This window comes from Amycolatopsis roodepoortensis (assembly GCF_014873915.1).
In the GTDB taxonomy this organism is placed as follows: Bacteria; Actinomycetota; Actinomycetes; order Mycobacteriales; family Pseudonocardiaceae; genus Amycolatopsis; species Amycolatopsis roodepoortensis.
Genome location: NZ_JADBEJ010000008.1, coordinates 359,452 through 375,115, shown reverse-complemented (window position 1 = coordinate 375,115; position 15,664 = coordinate 359,452). Strand labels below are relative to the sequence as shown.

Below are 15,664 nucleotides of genomic sequence, written 5' to 3'. Positions count from 1 at the left end.
CGACATGATCACCGGAGCGCGTGCCCCGTCCCCTAGTTCTCCACCGCGTAGCGCAGGATCACGACACCGTTCTCGAACGCGGTGGCCTCGATCGGCTTCAGGCTCCGCCGGTCCTCGAAGACGCGCGTCCCCTTGCCGCGGGTCACCGGGCAGACCATCATCCGGATCTCGTCGACGAGGCCCGCGTCCAGCAGCGACCGCATGAGGGTCAAGCTCCCCCAGAGCCAGATGTCCTTGCCGTCCTGTTCCTTGAGCTCGCGGACGGTGGCGGCCGGGTCGCGCGTCACGGTCGCGGCGGGAAAACCGCCCCACGGGGCGTCCTCCAGTTTGGACGACGCGACGAACTTGGTGAGGTTGTTGAGCTTCTCGCCGTATTCGCCCTGCTCTTCGGCGTGGGGCCAGTAGTCCTTGGACATGGCATAGGTGTTCGCGCCCAGAATCATCGTGTCGACCGAGTCGACGAGCCCCATCACGCTCGCCTTGAACGCCGGTTCGGTCTTGTCGGAGAAGGGCTCACCCGACACGAAGCTCAGGCCGCCGTCCTCCTCCGCGGCGATGTTGTCGACGGTGACCCACTGCTGAACGATGAGCTTGCGCATGTCCGTCCCTCCGGTTCGAGCGGCACTTCGGCCGCGATCGCCCCGGGGACGAAGCCGCCCGGCCCGTCTCGACATCGTGGCGCGATCTTTTTCCGGAGCTGTTACACACCTTGCTCCATCCGGCCGCATTTGCCCGGTTTCGCTGTCCTGTCCGGACCCGCACCGGGATGCTCTACGCGTTCGCTGGGGTCAACCCGAAGAGGGGAAGGTAGATGGGCGGCCCGTTGCCGGGTGAAAGTGAAGTCAGCACGCCACAGGTACCGCGCCAGCGATCGGCGGTGAAGCTCACCAGGCAGGTGAGTTCGGGGCCGCGAGAGCTCCCGCCCGCCCCAGCGCATTTCACCAACCGCACGGCCGAGCTCGCGCTGCTCGAAAAGCTCCTGTCCCAGGACGGCACCGGCGGACCGGCGGTGCACCTGATCAGCGGTCAGGGCGGGATCGGGAAGACGGCGCTGGCCACCGCGTGGGCCCGGCACCTCGGCGACCGGTTCCCGGCCGGGCACCTCTGGGCGGATCTCGGCGGCTTCAGCACCAACGGCCCGCTCTCCGCGAGCGAAGCGCTCGGCCGGTTCCTCCGGGCCTTGGGTGTTCCGCCGGAAGGGCTGCCCGCGGACGTCGAGGAGCTCACCGCCCTCTACCGCACGACGACCGCCGAGCGACCGTTGCTCGTGCTGCTCGACAACGCCGGTTCGACCGAACAGGTGCTTCCGCTGCTGCCCACCGGCGGCGAAAGCCTCGTGATCGTGACGTCGAGGCGCCGGCTGGGCAGGCTCCAGACCGAACATCGCGCGCGGCTGGTCGAGCTGGCCCCCTTCGGTTCCACGCACAGCGCCGAACTGCTGGGACGCGCCGTCGGCGAGGAGCGGGTCGGTGCCGAAGCCGCCCATGCGCGGGCCATCGCCGAGCTGTGCGGCGGCCTGCCGATCGCCCTCACCACGGTCAGCGCCAAGCTCGCGGGGCGGCCGAAGATGTCGCTGGAGAAGATCGCCACCGAGCTGGGGAAGGAATATCGTCGACTGGCCACGCTGTCGACGAAAGAAGCGCAATCGGTGGAAGCCAGCTTCAACCTCTCCTACGACGAACTCCCCTCGGACGCGGCCGCGCTGTACGCGGCGCTCGGCCTGCATCCCGGCCCCGACTTCGGCGTCGGCGTGGCCGCCGCGTCGATCGCCGTCCGCGAGGAGGTCGCCGAAGACCTGCTGGACCAGCTCGTCGACGTCGGCCTGCTGATCGACCGCGGCGACGACCGGTACACCTTCCACGACCTCGCGCGGCTGCACGCCAAGGAGAAGACTGCGGGCAACGAGTACGACCGCGACATCGCGATGCGCCGCATGCTCGAGTGGTACCTCTTCGCGGCGTCGAAGACCACCGTCATGACGGTCCCCGACCAGGACCCGATCCCGTACCGGTACGAGTACCGGCCGCCGACGCCGGTGTCGTTCGAGTCCCCCGAAGAAGAACTCGCCTGGCTCGAACGGGAACGCGAGAACCTGATCGCCGCCGTCGAGACCGCCGAAACGTGGCAGCTGCCGGAACTCGGCTGGCAGCTCGCCGCCGCGATGTGGCCGCTCTTCCTGCTGCGCAAGCACTATCCGGACTTCCTGAAGGTGAGCCAGGCCGGCGTGCGGTGCGCGCGGGCGTGGGGCAACGCCTCCGCCGAGGCCCTGATGCACAACCGCAGTGGCGCCGCCTGCCGCGGCAGCGGCCGGTACGACGAGGCCGTCGTGCATTACGAGGCCGGCCGCGAAGCCGCGCGGAAGGCCGGGGACGAGGTCGTCGAGATCCGTTCGGTGGAGGGGCTCGGCCTGGTCGCGCTGGCGCAGGGCAGGCTCGAAGACGCGGTGAAGTGGTTCACCGAGGATCACCGGCTGAGCGAAAGCCGGAACCGGACGCACGACATCGGGCTCGCGCTGATCAACCTCGGCTCGACCCAGCTCAAGGCCGGGCGGCCGGATCCCGCGATCGAGCACCTCACCCGCGCCCGCGAGGTACTGGCCGCCGATCCGTACAACGTGGCCCGAGCCCGGACCGACCTCGGCCGTGCCCTCACCGCGGCCGGGGATCTCGCGGCCGCGCGGACCGAACTCGAGGCGTCGCTCGCCACCATGGAGGCCAGCGGGTCGCGGTTCGAGGTCGCCAGGGCGCTGTCCGCCTTCGGCGAGATCGCCGAGGCGGAGGGGAACACCGGCGAGGCCAGGCGGTTCTACGACCGGGCGTTGCCCATCCTCGTCGGCCTCGGCCGCCCGGAGGCTGACGCTCTGCGCACGCGACTGGAGCAGCTCTGACCCGACGCCACCGATCGGTACCCGGCGACCGGGTGAACCCGCCGAATCGAATGACGCAGCGTAGTTGCAAGTTGCACATTCGGGGGAGCATTGGGCCGGGAGAAGTGATTAGCCCGGGCGAATTCGTCACCGATTGATCGGCGAATTCGGACAAGCGACGAACGGTCATTCGGCGTCGGCGAATGCACGTGCAGATACCTTTCCCGGGTGACTCACCGATACCGGTTCCAGCGCGCCCCGGTCCGGCCGTTCCGAAGATCGTTCAACCGTTTCCGCAGTTCATCCCGCACGCTGGGATGACTGCGGAGAATCGGGAGAACACTCGTCGTGAGCTTCAGTTCACGGATGGCACGCAGTACCGCGAACCCGGACCAGGTGGTCACGTCGAATCCGTATCGCCGCGCGAACACGCGATAGCGGGCGGGTGGATCACCGAACCGTTCCCGGCCGACGGCGAGCGGTGTCAGATCCCATTCCGGCGGCCCGACACAGGACGAATCGAAATCGCACAGCACCGGTCCGTCCGGCCCCGGGATCACATTCCCGGTGTGCGCGTCACCGTGGACGAGGCCGCGGGGCAGGGGGAAGTCGAGGGTCGCCAGCTCGGCTTCGAGCTCGGCGCAGCGTTCGAGCAGGAACCGCCGGTCACCGTCGGCCAGCTCCTCCGCGTCCGAAACGCGGGCGCGGACCGCGGCGAACGGCGCCCATTCGGCGAGCCCTTCCGGCGGTTCGAGCGCGTGGACCCGGCGCAGCAGCTCGGCGAGATCGGCGGCCTTCGCCTTCCGGCCGGTCCCCGGCACCTTCCACCAGACCGTCACGAGATGTTCGCCGACCGGCAGCGGCTGGTCGAGGCCCGGAACGAGGCGGATGGCCGGCACGTCGTGCCGTTCGAAATGCCGCGCGACCCGCACGACCGTGCCGACGCGATGCCGCAGCCGGGTCGAACCGACGATCCGGACGACGAACGGCGCGCTCGTCAGCTCGTAGACGGCGTTGTTGGTGAACCTCAGCAGGCGGGCGCCTTCGGGGTCCACGCCCAGCAGATCGCACGTCCGCCCGAGGGCGTCGCGCAGGATGGCGGGCGTGAACCGGCCGCCCGGGCCGGTCGGCTCAGGCGGCGTAGAACGAGTTGAGGCGGTCGGCGAGGTCACGGGCGTCGGCGTTGTTCCGGCGGCGTTCCGCCTCGACCTGCAGCGGCCGCATCCGGTCCTTCACCCGCTCCGACTTGATGCCCTCGGCACAGTCGATGGCCTTCGAGCCCACCTTCGCGCCGTGGTCGAGATCGCCCTCGAGCAGGTGATTCGTGGCCAGGGCGCTGAGCATGAACGTCTTGCTGCGGGCCATGTCGTCGGTGTAGGACTCGACGGCCTTGGTGAGCGCCGGGATGGCGTACTTGGTGTGCTCGGCGTTCTTCTCGGCGAGCACGGTGTGGACCGTGCCGATCATGGCGTAGACGTCGGTCTCGGTGAAGAACTTGACCCAGGACTCGGCCTCGGCCAGATCGGCGCGGGCGAACTCGTCCTTGCTCCGGCCGAGCAGCTTCGTGGCCTGCTCCTCGTTGCCCATCATCGCGTAGGCCCAGGCCTCGTTGGCGCAGAGCACGGCGACCGCCAGCTCGGAGCCCGATTCCTGGGCGGCGATCTGGCCGAGCTGGAACAGTTTCAGCGCGTCGTTGGGGGCGTCGTTGTGCAGGTAGACCCGGCCCATCCGGTAGAGGACGTTGGCGACCAGCGGGTGGCTGTCGCCCTGTTTGGCCAGGTCCAGCGCGTTCGCGAAGTGGCCGCGGGCGGAATCCATGAGGCCGGTGTCGAAGGAGGTCCAGCCCGCGAGACTGTGCAGGTCGGCGAGCGCGACGTACAGCCTGCTCTTGACCATCTCGGTGCCGCTGGACTCGAGCATCTGCTGTCCCCAGGACAGCTGGGCGACCACGGCGTCGCGGCAGAAACCGCCGCCGTACTGGTAGTCGAGGGACCGGAGCGCTCTGGTCGCGGCTTCCACCTGGCGGACGTCGGTCATGCCGATCCGCCCGGGGGCGGGCGTCTTCGCGGGCCCCGCCGACCACGTACCCGATTCCGGACCGAACACCGCCGCGCCCATCGTGACCTGGGCGGCGTGCGCGAGGAACCTCCGTCGCTTCACGGACTCGTCCTCCTCCGCCTGCTGGCCGTCGGCAGCACCGACGACCTTTATCGCTGTCGCCTCGTCATAGGCGAGACCCATGTATCCACGGGGGACACCAAGGCCGTCAGCGATGCGGGTGAGCACGTCGTACGCCATCACCTGGCGACCCTTGAGGATCTCGGACACCTCGGACTGCGACTGGCCGGTCATCGCGGCGATCTGACGCTGCGAAACACCGTGCTTGCGCAACAGCCGGTACACCGACGAGATCTCCCGTGTGGCCAGTGCGGCTCGCATCTCCGGCTGCTCCCAGGCATCCGGTGGCACGGGGTGACTCTGGCGACCCGAACCGCTTGCAGCGTCCGAGCCGGCGACAGCGCCGCCACCGATACTGGCGTCCATTGCGCCCCCTCACAGTTCCGTTGGGGTCGAGAAACAGCGTAGGCACACCTATTCAACCGTGCGAAACACCGGATCGCCCGTCGTGATCGGCCCGGCAGAAGTCGTTTGACCGCTTACCGTGAAACCCCGTCCGGTCACCGCTATGACGGCGGTTCGACCTTCTATCGCACTCGGTTTCACATCACTGTAGTTGTCAGATCTCCGTGACCGACCGGCCACCGGCAGCGATCACAGAGAGCTACCAAGTCTCCGAACCCCCTAAAGGTGCGGACACGCGGAAACGAAGACGACGTGGAACGAGAGAGCGGAGAAGAGCCAGTGGAGTTCGTGGACTCGATCGCAACAGGCTCCATCACCGCGGGACGGCCCGGTATGGCCACGCGCCACCTGCGTGCGGCCGGCCCCGCCGGTCAGCAGACGGTCGCCGTCGCCCCCGGCGCCGGCCGTCCGGTCTCCCCTTCCGCCCCGGTCGACCCTCGTACCGCGAGTGTGCGCCGTTACGAAGGCGGACAGCTGGTCTGGCGCGTGCAGTGCGGCGATCTCATCAGCCGTGAACGCGCCGTCACCGTGTTCGTCGAAGACAACCAGGTGGTTCTCGTCTCGCCGCCGGGAGAGACCGCGCGCCTGACGTCCGGCCAGCTCGGCCAGCTCAGGGCAGCGCTCAACGAAGCCGCCAAGATGGCGGAAAGGTAACGGTGAGTTCTCCGTGGATCAGGTCCTAGGGCAAGTCCTCCGCAACGCGGTTTGGGAACGCCTCGACATGCTCTCCGATCTCGCGAACCGGGCGGACGCCCAGTCGCTCGTCTCGGTCGCCCGCTCGGAGCTCCCCCGCCTGACCGAAGGCTGGCGCGCGATGCTCCTGGCGCACGAGCCCGACGAGCGCGGGGACTGCCCCACCTGCTCGACCCGCTGGCACAAGTGCAAGGCCCCCTGCTCGGTATGGCAGGTCGCGCACGAGCACCTGGTCGCCGGCGGCCTCGCGCCCCAGCAGACCGCGGCCTCCCAGGACCGCCGGCGCCGCGTTCCGGGGCAGAGCCGCGTGAGCCCGGCCGAAACCACCGGCAGGCACGCGCTGATCAACCCGCGTCGTCCCATCACAGCTTGAAAGACCGGCGAGTGAACGGCGGTCCGAGCGCCCCCTCGGCAACCACGCCACGATCTCGCCTTCGCCGGCGGCGGTTCGCGCGTACCCCCGAACGCGTTGAGCCGCTCTCGGTAATCACTCCGGTCCCCACCGCGATTAATCGAAAATTATCGGCAGAACACCTAGCGAAGGCAGTAATCGGTCGCTAGGTTGATGATCACAAACGCAGCGCGATACCTGCCCCGGAGCGCGCTGCCATCCCCCGAACCCCGCGGGCCGGTGCCGTTGCACTCCCCTCCCCCGACCGGCACCGGTCCGCGGTCTCCAACGTTCTAGCGGACGCCCTTCACCCGCGTGACCAGCACCGCGGCGATGACGGTGGACAGCGCCGAAGCCGCGAAGAGGCTCGGATATCCGCCCAGGTAGGCCAAAATCGGCGCGGTCAGCATCGGCGCCACCACCTGCGGCAGCGAGTTCGCGATGTTGATGACCCCGAGGTCCTTCGCCCGGTCCTGCGCGGCGGGCAGCACCTGGGTGAGCATCGCCAGCGCGACGGCCATGTACGCGCCGAAACCGACACCCAGCAACGGCGACGCCGCTAGTGCGGCCGTCCAGTTCTGCCAGACGACCAGCAGCCCCGCGGCGACGGCCATCACCGCCGACGCGGCGAGGACGTACGGCTTGCGCCGTCCCGATTTGTCGGAGAAATGCCCGGCGATGAGCGCGCCGACGACGAGTGCGGCGCCGTACAGCCCCATCATGATCAGCAGGCCGGTGTCCGGATCTTCGTGGTGCACCGCGTCCTTCAGGAAGAACAGCAGGTAGAGCGTCCCGAAGGCGTTGCCGAGCCCGATCATGAAGTGACAGCCCCACGCCCAGGCGAAGTCCGGATGCCTGCGCGGGGAGATCCACAGATTCGCGAGCACGTCCCGGGTCCGGGCGGACGGCCGGTACGCGACCGGCAGCCGCGCGTCCGGCGTGCGCAGGACGAACGCCGCCGCGCCCGCCAGCACGATGGCCGCGCACGCCGCGTAGCCCAGCGGAAGACCGGCGAGGTCGAGCAGCACCACGACCACCACCGCGCCGAGCACGGTCCCGAGCATCTGGGCGATGCCGACCAGCCCGCCGACCTGCGCGCGCTGAGGCACGGGCACGCGGTCCGCGATGGCCGAGACCAGCATCGCGAGCATCCCGTTCAGCCCCGCCTGGACGAGGCACCAGCCGAGCACCATGAGCGCGACGTTCGGCGCGAACGCGAGGACGAGCAGCCCGGCCGCGGCGACCGCCGCCCCGGCCGCCGTCCACGGATGACGGCGGCCGCGGGCGGAACAGGTGCGGTCCGACAGGAGGCCGACGGCCGGGTTGGCGATCAGCGCGACGACCGCGCCGATCCCGGTGACCAGGCTGAACACCGCTTCCTTGTTGGCAGCGTCCAGTAGTTCGGCCTGTTTAGGCAGGAGGACCTGGATGGGCGCGTAGACCCCGAGCCAGAGCGCGATGTTCGCGAAGAACAGCAGGCTCATCCAGCCCGCGCGGACCCTGGCGACCGGCTCGGCGAGCGCCTCGGGCAGCTCCCGGACCTCACTCATGACGGATCCGGTCCCGGTACCAGCCGAAGGAATCCTTCGGCGTGCGCTTCAGCGTCTCGTAGTCGATGTGCACCAGGCCGAACCGCGGCTGGTAACCCTTCGACCATTCGAAGTTGTCCATCAGCGACCAGACGAAGTACCCGCGGATGTCGACGCCGGCGTCCATCGCCTCGCGCACCGCGACGAGGTGACTGTGGAGGAAGTCGATGCGCTCCTGGTCGTGGACGTGCCCGTCTTCGGCGACGACGTCGTCGAAACTGCACCCGTTTTCGGTGATGTAGACCGGTGGCAGATGCTCGCGGTAGCGCTCGTGGAAACCGACGAGCAGCTCGCGCAGCCCGTGCGGGACGATCGGCGAATCGTTGGTGGTCATGGGATATCCCTCGATCGCGCGAAGCTCGAAGGGAAGCGGATTGCCTTCGCCGGGCGCGGCGACGCCCTGCGGCTCGTAGTAGTTCACCCCGTAGAAGTCGAGTGGCTGCGCGATGGTGGGCAGATCGTCGGCGAAGCCCGCGGGCAGATGCTCGACGACTTGTTCGGGGTATCGGCCGAGTAGCACCGGATCCGCGTAGGTGCGATTGATGAGGGCGTCGATCCATTCGCCCGCGGCCTTGTCCTCCGGCGAATCGGAGGCGGGCCAGATCGGGGAATGGTTGTTGGCCGTGCCGACGCTGCGGGCTCCGGCGGCGCGGAGGGCCTGGACGGCGAGACCGTGGGCGAGATTCTGGTAGTGCGCGGTGGGCAAGGCGTCGAGCAGGAGCGTTTTGCCGGGCGCGTATTCGCCGATCGCGTAGCCGAAGATCGACATGACCATGGGCTCGTTGAGCGGGATCCACATTTTCACCCGATCGGAGAACCGTTCGCCCACGATGGCGGCGTACTCGCCGAAGCGTTCGGCGGTATCACGGGAAAGCCAGCCGCCCTTGTCTTCGAGCGCTTGCGGGAGGTCCCAGTGGAAGAGCGTTCCGGCAGGCGCGATACCGGCGGCGCAGACTTCGTCGAGCAACTTGTCATAGAAGGCAAGGCCTTCGGCGTTGGGCTTGCCTTCGCCGCCGGGCTGGATCCTGGGCCAGGCGAAGGACATCCGGTAGGCGCCGACGCCGAGTTCGGCCATCAGCGCGATGTCCTCGGAGTAGCGGTGGAAGTGATCGGCCGCTACCTTGGCGTGCTCAGCCCGCGCGATCTTTCCCTCCGTTTCGGTGAAAGTGTCCCAAATGGACTGTCCTCGGCCGCCTTCCCCGGTCGCCCCCTCGATCTGGAAGGCGGAGGTCGAAACACCCCACAGGAATTCGGACGGGAAGGTCGGATTCTCCACCGGCTACGCACCTTTCCTCTTCAGACTCGGCCGAACATGAAAAGTTCTCAGATACTATGCCTTCACTCGACCGGGGGGAACCCTGTCGGCACGATAAAGTCGCAGATCAGCGAAGGAGGAGCCCGAGTGTCCGACATCCAGGCCGCGAAACCGCAAGCGGAGACGACTCCGCTCCGGCGGCAGCCCGTTCAGCAGCGCAGCGCCAAGCGGGTGGAGCAGATGCTCGACGCCAGCGCCCAGCTGATCGACGAACTCGGTTACGACGCGTTGACGACCACGCTGATCGCGAAGCGCGCCGGCGTGGCCGTCGGTTCGCTGTACCAGTTCTTCCCCGACAAGCGGGCCGTGGTGCAGGCGCTGACGCAGCGGAACCTCGAACGGTTCGTCGCCTCGGTATCGGAGACGCTGAACGAACTCGCGCCCGAACACTGGTGGGACGTCGTGGACTCGATCCTCGACATCTACCTCGCGATGCACCGCGAGGTACCCGGTTTCTCGAAGGTCCACTTCGGTGACGTCGTGGACCGGCAGCTCCTCGACGAGACGCGCGACAACAACGCCGTCATCGTCGACGCGCTCACCGACGTGCTCGCCGCGCGGATCCAGTCGCCGCCGGACGACATCCGGTTCGCGCTGACGATCGCGAACGAGACCGCGGACGCGCTGCTTAAGCTGGCCTTCCGGCGGGACCCGCGAGGCGACGAGCGGATCGTGGCGGAGGCGAAGTCCGTGGTGAAGGGGTATCTGGCGAGCAAGTTCGGCGAGGCCTGACCGTTTTTTCGGCGGGCTCGCTGGGGCTCTCGCCGCGCTCGTTGGGGCACTTCCCGGGACTCGCCGACGTTCCAATGTCGCATTCGAGTCGCTGAGCGTCCCTGATGCGACATTGGGGACGCTCAGCTCGTCCCACCCGGGTATCACTCTCCTTCAGTCCACTGTGGACTCCCGGCGCCGCTGTCCGGACGTCGCGAAGGGCACCTTCGAGACGCTCAACGTCCCGAAGGTGCCCTTCGCGTCACCGGCGGATCCCCCTTGCTCCATTCGTGTCCACCGATGCCCGAACCCGACGCCCCACCAGTCACACAACCACCAACAGCCACGCTTCCACCCACCCTGACCTGGCCATACCGACTTATCCACACAAGCTGTCCACACCCACCCACAGTTGTGGACAACCCGGCCCCTCACCCCTCGGAACCGCCTCCCCCGACACCCCCTCCCGATACGCTGGTGCGGGGCGCGCCCCCCAGGGATGGGTGGGGGGTGGGGTCGCGCGGATCAGCCGAAGTTTTGGGATTCGCCTCGGTAGGTGGGGACGGTTCGGTCGACGCGGTCGCCGACGACGACGTGGTAGTGCGTGAAGCGTTCGGCGAGTTCGCCCGCCTTCGCGTGGCGCAGCCAGACGCGGTCGCCCAGACGCAGGTGCCGGGCGGCTTCGCCGGAGACGGGGGTCTGGACTTCGCCGGCGCCTTCGAATCCGAGCAGCGAAAGGCCTTCGGGCAGGTAAGGCGTCGGAAGCCGCGAAGACTCGGCGGGGCCCGAAGCGATGTAGCCGCCGGAGAAGAGCGTCGCGACCTTCGGCGCCGGGCGCCGGACGACGGGCAGCGCGAACATCGCGGCCGGGCGCGGCGAGAAATGCGCGTAGCCGTCGAAGAGCGTCGGCCCGATCAGGCCCGATCCGGCCGCGATCTCGGTGACGGCCGCTTCGGCGCCGGTCGATTCGACACTGCCGCTGCCACCCCCGTTGACGAACTCCAGATCCGCCAGGGCCCGCACCGCGCGGACCGCGGCCGCGCGGCGTTTCGCGATTTCCGCGATGGACTTCCGCTGCATCCACCCGATGAGCGAGTTCTTGACGCCGCCGCCCGCCGCGTCGCCGAGCCCGGCGATCTGACCTTCGTACGCCATCATCCCGACGAGCCGGAAACCCTTGCGGGACAAGATGGTCCGCGCCAGATCCGCGGCCTGGCGCGGGCTGAACACCGGCGAGCGCCGGGTGCCGACGTGCACCCCGGGCAGCGGCCGCCAGGAAGCGTCGAGCTCCAGGCAGACACGGATGTCCGGATGCCCCTGCCCCAGCGCCGCGTCGACCAGGTCGAGATGTTCGGGCGAGTCGACCATGATCGAGATCGCCGCCCGCGCCCGGTCGTTCGCCGCCAGCCGCCGCAGGGCGCCGTGGTCGGCGGTCGGGTACGCCACCACGATGTCCTCGGAAGTCCCCTGCTCGACATGCCAGACGGCTTCGGCGAGCGAGTAGCACATGAGGCCTTCGAAACCGGGCCGCGCGAGCACCCTCATCAGCAGATACCGGCAGCGGACGGACTTGCTGACCACGCGGATCGGTTTGCCGTTCGCCCGCCGCAGCAGGTCGGCGCCGTTCGCGTCGAACGCATCCAAGTCGACAACCGCGAACGGAGGATCCAGGTCCTTCGTCGCCAAGTCGTACACCGTCGCACTGGTCACCCGAACTAAGGTACGACAGAAGGGCTTGAAACGCGAATACTATTCACTTACTGTTTCGGCACTCACAGCCTCTCGGAATAGGTGGGCGCATGACACGGTGGAGCAACTGGGCCGGCACCGCGACGGCGTCGCCGCTGCGTGTGCATCGGCCGCGGGACACGGCCGCGATCGCCGAGGCGATCATCCGGTCCGCCGCGGACGGAAGGCGCCTGCGCCCGCTCGGCAGCGGCCACTCCTTCACGGCGATCGCCGCCGCGAACTCGGACGCCATGGACCTGACCGGCTGGACCGGCATCGCGTCTGCCGACGTCGGGAAAGGCCTGGTCACGGTCCGTGCGGGCACCACTCTCAAGCAGCTCAACGCCGAACTCGACGCGCTGGGTCTCGCCATGACCAACCTCGGCGACATCGACGCGCAGACCGTCGCGGGCGCGATCTCCACCGGCACCCACGGCACCGGCGCCCGGCTCGGCGGTATCGCCACCCAGATCGCCGCGCTCGAACTCGTGCTCGCCGACGGCACCGTGGTCACCTGTTCGGCGGACGAACGCCCCGATCTCTTCGCGGCGGCGAGGGTCGGGCTCGGCGCGCTCGGCGTCATCAGCACGGTCACCCTGCAGTGTGAACCTTCGTTCCTGCTCTTCGCCCAGGAGCGGCCGGAACCACTCGAACAGGTCCTCGAAGGTTTCGACCGCTTCGCCGACGAGAACGACCACTTCGAGTTCTACTGGTTCCCCTACGGCAAGAACGCTCTGGTCAAGCGCAACAATCGGCTACCAGCGGGCAGTGAACGCCGCCCGCTGACCAGGCTGAAGGAATTCGTCGACTACGAGGTCACGGAGAACGTCGCGTTCGGCGGCCTGTGCCGTCTCGGCCGCGCGGTGCCGAAGCTCGTCCAGCCGCTCGGCCGGTTCGCCTCGAACATCCTCTCCGCCCGAGAGTACAGCGACACGTCGCACCGCGTCTTCGTGACCCATCGCGGCGTGCGGTTCGTCGAGTCGGAGTTCGCGATCCCCCGCGAAGCGCTGCACGACGTCTTCTCCGAGCTCCGCGCGTTCGTCCCGAAACTGGAGAACCCGGTCGCGTTCCCGGTCGAGGTGCGCGTCGCCGCCGCGGACGACATCTGGCTTTCGACCGCGAACGGCCGCGACTCCGCCTACATCGCGATCCACCAGTTCGTCGGCATGCCCTACCGCGAGTACTTCGCCGGGTTCGCGTCGATCGTCGGCCAGGTCGGCGGCCGCCCGCACTGGGGCAAGATGCACGACCTCGACGCCGCGACGCTGCGCTCGCGGTACCCGCGTTTCGACGACTTCCTGCGGGTCCGCAAGGAGGTGGACCCGGCCGGGGTCTTCACGAACACCTACCTCGACCGGGTCCTCGGCACCGTCTAGGCGGTCTCGAACAGCGCGCTGACCGATTCGCCGTTGTGGATCCGGCGTATCGCCTCCGCCAGCGCGGGCGCGATCGAAAGGACCCGAAGCTTCGGGCTCTGCTCCTCCGGCGGGATCGGCACCGTGTTCGTGCAGACGATTTCCAGCACGTCGTCCTGCTCGCCGATCCGCTTCAGCGCGCCGCTGGAGAAGAGGCCGTGCGTGCAGGCGACGCGGATCGAACGCGGCTTCAGCTCGCGCAGCTTGGAGAGCAGTTCGATCACGGTGCTGCCCTTGGCGATCTCGTCGTCGAGGACGATCACGTCGCGGCCGGTGATCTCACCGATCACCGAGCTGATCTCGACCCTGTCGTCGGCGAAGCGCTGCTTCGCGCCGGCGGCGACCTGGACGCCGAGCAGCCGGGCGAAATGCGCGGCCTCCTTGGCGTTGCCGAGATCCGGCGAAACGACGGTGGTCGCGGAGAGGTCGTACTGGCGGAAGTGCTTCGCCAGTTCCTGCAACGCGTGCAGGTGATCGACCGGGACGCTGAAGAAGCCGTGCACCTGCGGCGAATGCAGCGTCATCGCGAGCACCCGATCGGCTCCGGCGGTCGCCATCAGATCGGCGACGAGACGGCCGCCGATCGAGATCCGCGGCGCGTCCTTCTTGTCCGAGCGAGCGTACGAGTAGTGCGGCATGACGACGGTGATCCGCTTGGCCGAAGCGCCCCGCGCGGCGTCCAGCATCAGCAGCAGCTCGACGAGATGTTCCTGCACCGGCCGCACCAGCGGCTGGATCAGGAAGACGTCCCGCTCGCGGCAGTTGGCTTCGAGCTGGACTTCGAGGCAGTCGTTGGCGAACCGCTGCACCTTCACGGGATGCAGTGGAACGCCGAGATTGGCGCAGATCTCTTCGGCCAGCTCGGGATGTGCGCTGCCGCTGAAGACCGCGATGTCCTCGCGCAAGGACCTACTCCGTTCATTCAAAAGACGGATTACGGCCACACACTACGGTTTCACAGAGCGGAAAAGGCCTGAGAGATAGCAGTATCACCCGAGATCGCTTCGAGGACGCGGCCCGCCGTCGACGGGGTGTCGAGCAGCGCGACGAGGATCGCGGCGACGTCCTGCCGGGGAATGGGCCCGCGTCCGGTGGATTCGGCGATCCTGATCGTGCCGGTGCCCTCGTCGTTGGTGAGCTGTCCCGGCCGGAGGATCGTCCAGTCGAGATCGCGGGCGCGCAGATCGTCTTCGGCCGCTTTCTTGGCCTTGAGGTAGATCCGGAAATCGTCCGGGACGTCCGCGGTCTCCCATTTGTCCGCGCCCATGGAGCCGACCTGGATGTGCCGGCGGACGCCCGCCCGCTCGGAGGCGGCCGCGAAGAGTTCCGCGGCCGCTCTGTCCACAGTGTCCTTGCGAGCGGTGCCGCTGCCTGGCCCGGCGCCCGCCGCGAAGACGGCGGCGTCGGCGCCGTCGAGCACCTTGGCGACGGCGTCCACATCGGACTGTTCCAGGTCGAGCACGACGGCTTCGGCACCGGCCGCTTCGAGATCGGCGACGTGATCGGGATTGCGCACGATCCCGACCGCCTGATCACCGCGCGAGGAGAGGAGTTTCTCCAGCTTCAGCGCGATCTGTCCGTGTCCACCCGCAATGACTACTCGCATGGGCCCGACGGTAGCGCGTTCAGTCCACTTCGGCAGGGAGCTCGGTTTCGCGGAGCAGCTGGTCGTAGACGATCTCGTTGACCAGGCGCGAGACCGGGTCCTCGTCGAGGATCATGCGCTCGCCGTGGCCCTCGAGGTCGAGGTCGGCGAGGGCGTTGGGGTCGGCGGTGACGATGCCGAGCCCGTACGCGCGGGCACGCGGCAGGCAGTTGCCGACGTAGTCTTCCGTCAGTACGGCAGGCGATGGGAGAACCATCGCGGCCTCGCCGTAACGTGCGAACGGAACCGCGGAGGCCATCGCGGTGCGCCAGTGCCGGGCGACCGCGAGGACGCCGATGATCTCGGCGGCCGGCGCGGGTGCGGTCGCGGCCAGCTCTGGCCATGTCCAGGTGTCGACGGTGGCGCGATCGACGACGGGACCCATGCCCATCGCGATGCGCTCGGCGTGCACGTCGGTACGGAGCCGGGCGACCACGCAGATCTTGCGGCCGAGCACGGTGGTCTCCGGCAACACGATGCCGTTCCAGCCGAGCAGGGCCGCCGCCTTGCGCGAAAGCTCCCCGACGCTCGCGGGCAGTTCGATCGGCGGCACCACCCGGCTCGGCAGTGACCGGCTGCGCTTCGCGCCACCGGCGACCGTCGAGCTCTCCATGTTCGGTGTAGCCGCCACGTTCCGCCTCCTTCGAACCTGGTTTCCCTAGGGCTCTTCATCCCGTGCCACCTCGGTGGAAGCGGCACATGAACTGTCTAACAGGGCGGAGAGGCGA

At 68.5% G+C, this 15,664-nt stretch carries 14 protein-coding genes; 5 read left to right on the top strand and 9 right to left on the bottom strand.

Translation table 11 applies throughout. From position 1 onward, the window contains the following. Window positions 1-32 precede the first annotated feature (32 nt). The gene (locus tag H4W30_RS39375; RefSeq protein ID WP_192747376.1) at window positions 33-599 is read right to left on the bottom strand and encodes a dihydrofolate reductase family protein; all 567 of its coding nucleotides are present in this window, start codon (window positions 597-599) and stop codon (window positions 33-35) included. 278 nt (window positions 600-877) lie between these two features. On the opposite strand from H4W30_RS39375, the gene H4W30_RS39370 reads away from it, so the two are divergent. Further along, window positions 878-2,887, top strand: a complete 2,010-nt coding sequence (locus tag H4W30_RS39370) for a tetratricopeptide repeat protein (RefSeq protein ID WP_318780757.1) — start codon at window positions 878-880, stop codon at window positions 2,885-2,887. Between the two features lie 212 nt (window positions 2,888-3,099). On the opposite strand, the gene H4W30_RS39365 is transcribed toward H4W30_RS39370, so the two are convergent. Both H4W30_RS39365 and H4W30_RS39360 read right to left on the bottom strand, forming a co-directional pair. After that, on the bottom strand, window positions 3,100-4,038 hold the full coding sequence (locus tag H4W30_RS39365; protein WP_378234474.1) for a phosphotransferase family protein: 939 nt from the start codon (window positions 4,036-4,038) through the stop codon (window positions 3,100-3,102). Next, a complete protein-coding gene (locus H4W30_RS39360) occupies window positions 3,998-5,305 on the bottom strand; it encodes a helix-turn-helix domain-containing protein (protein WP_225950931.1) in 1,308 nt (435 codons plus the stop codon). The genes H4W30_RS39365 and H4W30_RS39360 overlap by 41 nt, the downstream gene beginning before the upstream one ends. 423 nt (window positions 5,306-5,728) lie before the next feature. Between H4W30_RS39360 and H4W30_RS39355 the strand changes: the two genes are divergently transcribed. Then, complete coding sequence (locus tag H4W30_RS39355) at window positions 5,729-6,103, top strand: hypothetical protein (RefSeq protein WP_126732592.1); 375 nt, start codon at window positions 5,729-5,731, stop codon at window positions 6,101-6,103. 13 nt (window positions 6,104-6,116) lie between these two features. Further along, the gene (locus H4W30_RS39350; RefSeq protein ID WP_192747373.1) at window positions 6,117-6,515 is read left to right on the top strand and encodes a hypothetical protein; all 399 of its coding nucleotides are present in this window, start codon (window positions 6,117-6,119) and stop codon (window positions 6,513-6,515) included. A 311-nt stretch (window positions 6,516-6,826) separates the two neighbouring features. Here H4W30_RS39350 and H4W30_RS39345 read toward each other — a convergent pair whose 3' ends face one another. Next, window positions 6,827-8,083: an MFS transporter gene (locus tag H4W30_RS39345; protein WP_192747372.1), complete on the bottom strand. Its 1,257-nt coding sequence runs from the start codon at window positions 8,081-8,083 to the stop codon at window positions 6,827-6,829. After that, window positions 8,076-9,398 carry a GH1 family beta-glucosidase gene (locus H4W30_RS39340; RefSeq protein ID WP_192747371.1) on the bottom strand — a complete coding sequence of 441 codons (1,323 nt, stop codon included), beginning with the start codon at window positions 9,396-9,398 and terminating at the stop codon, window positions 8,076-8,078. Before H4W30_RS39340 ends, H4W30_RS39345 begins: the two co-directional genes overlap by 8 nt. Window positions 9,399-9,524: 126 nt before the next feature. Between H4W30_RS39340 and H4W30_RS39335 the strand changes: the two genes are divergently transcribed. Then, window positions 9,525-10,169 (top strand): TetR/AcrR family transcriptional regulator, encoded by a 645-nt coding sequence (locus H4W30_RS39335; RefSeq protein ID WP_063276750.1) that lies wholly within the window; start codon window positions 9,525-9,527, stop codon window positions 10,167-10,169. 504 nt (window positions 10,170-10,673) lie between these two features. Here H4W30_RS39335 and H4W30_RS39330 read toward each other — a convergent pair. Further along, window positions 10,674-11,858, bottom strand: a complete 1,185-nt coding sequence (locus tag H4W30_RS39330) for an amino acid deaminase/aldolase (RefSeq protein WP_192747370.1) — start codon at window positions 11,856-11,858, stop codon at window positions 10,674-10,676. 89 nt (window positions 11,859-11,947) lie between these two features. On the opposite strand from H4W30_RS39330, the gene H4W30_RS39325 reads away from it, so the two are divergent. Further along, window positions 11,948-13,252 carry a D-arabinono-1,4-lactone oxidase gene (locus tag H4W30_RS39325; RefSeq protein WP_192747369.1) on the top strand — a complete coding sequence of 435 codons (1,305 nt, stop codon included), beginning with the start codon at window positions 11,948-11,950 and terminating at the stop codon, window positions 13,250-13,252. Here the strand turns inward: H4W30_RS39325 and H4W30_RS39320 are convergent. Genes H4W30_RS39320 through H4W30_RS39310 form a run of 3 tightly spaced genes read right to left on the bottom strand, consistent with a single transcriptional unit; the run spans window position 13,249 to window position 15,567 of the window. Further along, complete coding sequence (locus H4W30_RS39320; RefSeq protein ID WP_192747368.1) at window positions 13,249-14,196, bottom strand: ribose-phosphate diphosphokinase; 948 nt, start codon at window positions 14,194-14,196, stop codon at window positions 13,249-13,251. The genes H4W30_RS39325 and H4W30_RS39320 overlap by 4 nt on opposite strands. Before the next feature lie 50 nt (window positions 14,197-14,246). Continuing rightward, entirely contained in the window at window positions 14,247-14,897 is a 651-nt protein-coding gene (locus H4W30_RS39315; protein WP_192747367.1) for an NAD(P)H-binding protein, read from the bottom strand. Window positions 14,898-14,916: 19 nt separating this feature from the next. Then, the gene (locus H4W30_RS39310; RefSeq protein WP_192747366.1) at window positions 14,917-15,567 is read right to left on the bottom strand and encodes a hypothetical protein; all 651 of its coding nucleotides are present in this window, start codon (window positions 15,565-15,567) and stop codon (window positions 14,917-14,919) included. Window positions 15,568-15,664: the final 97 nt, after the last annotated feature.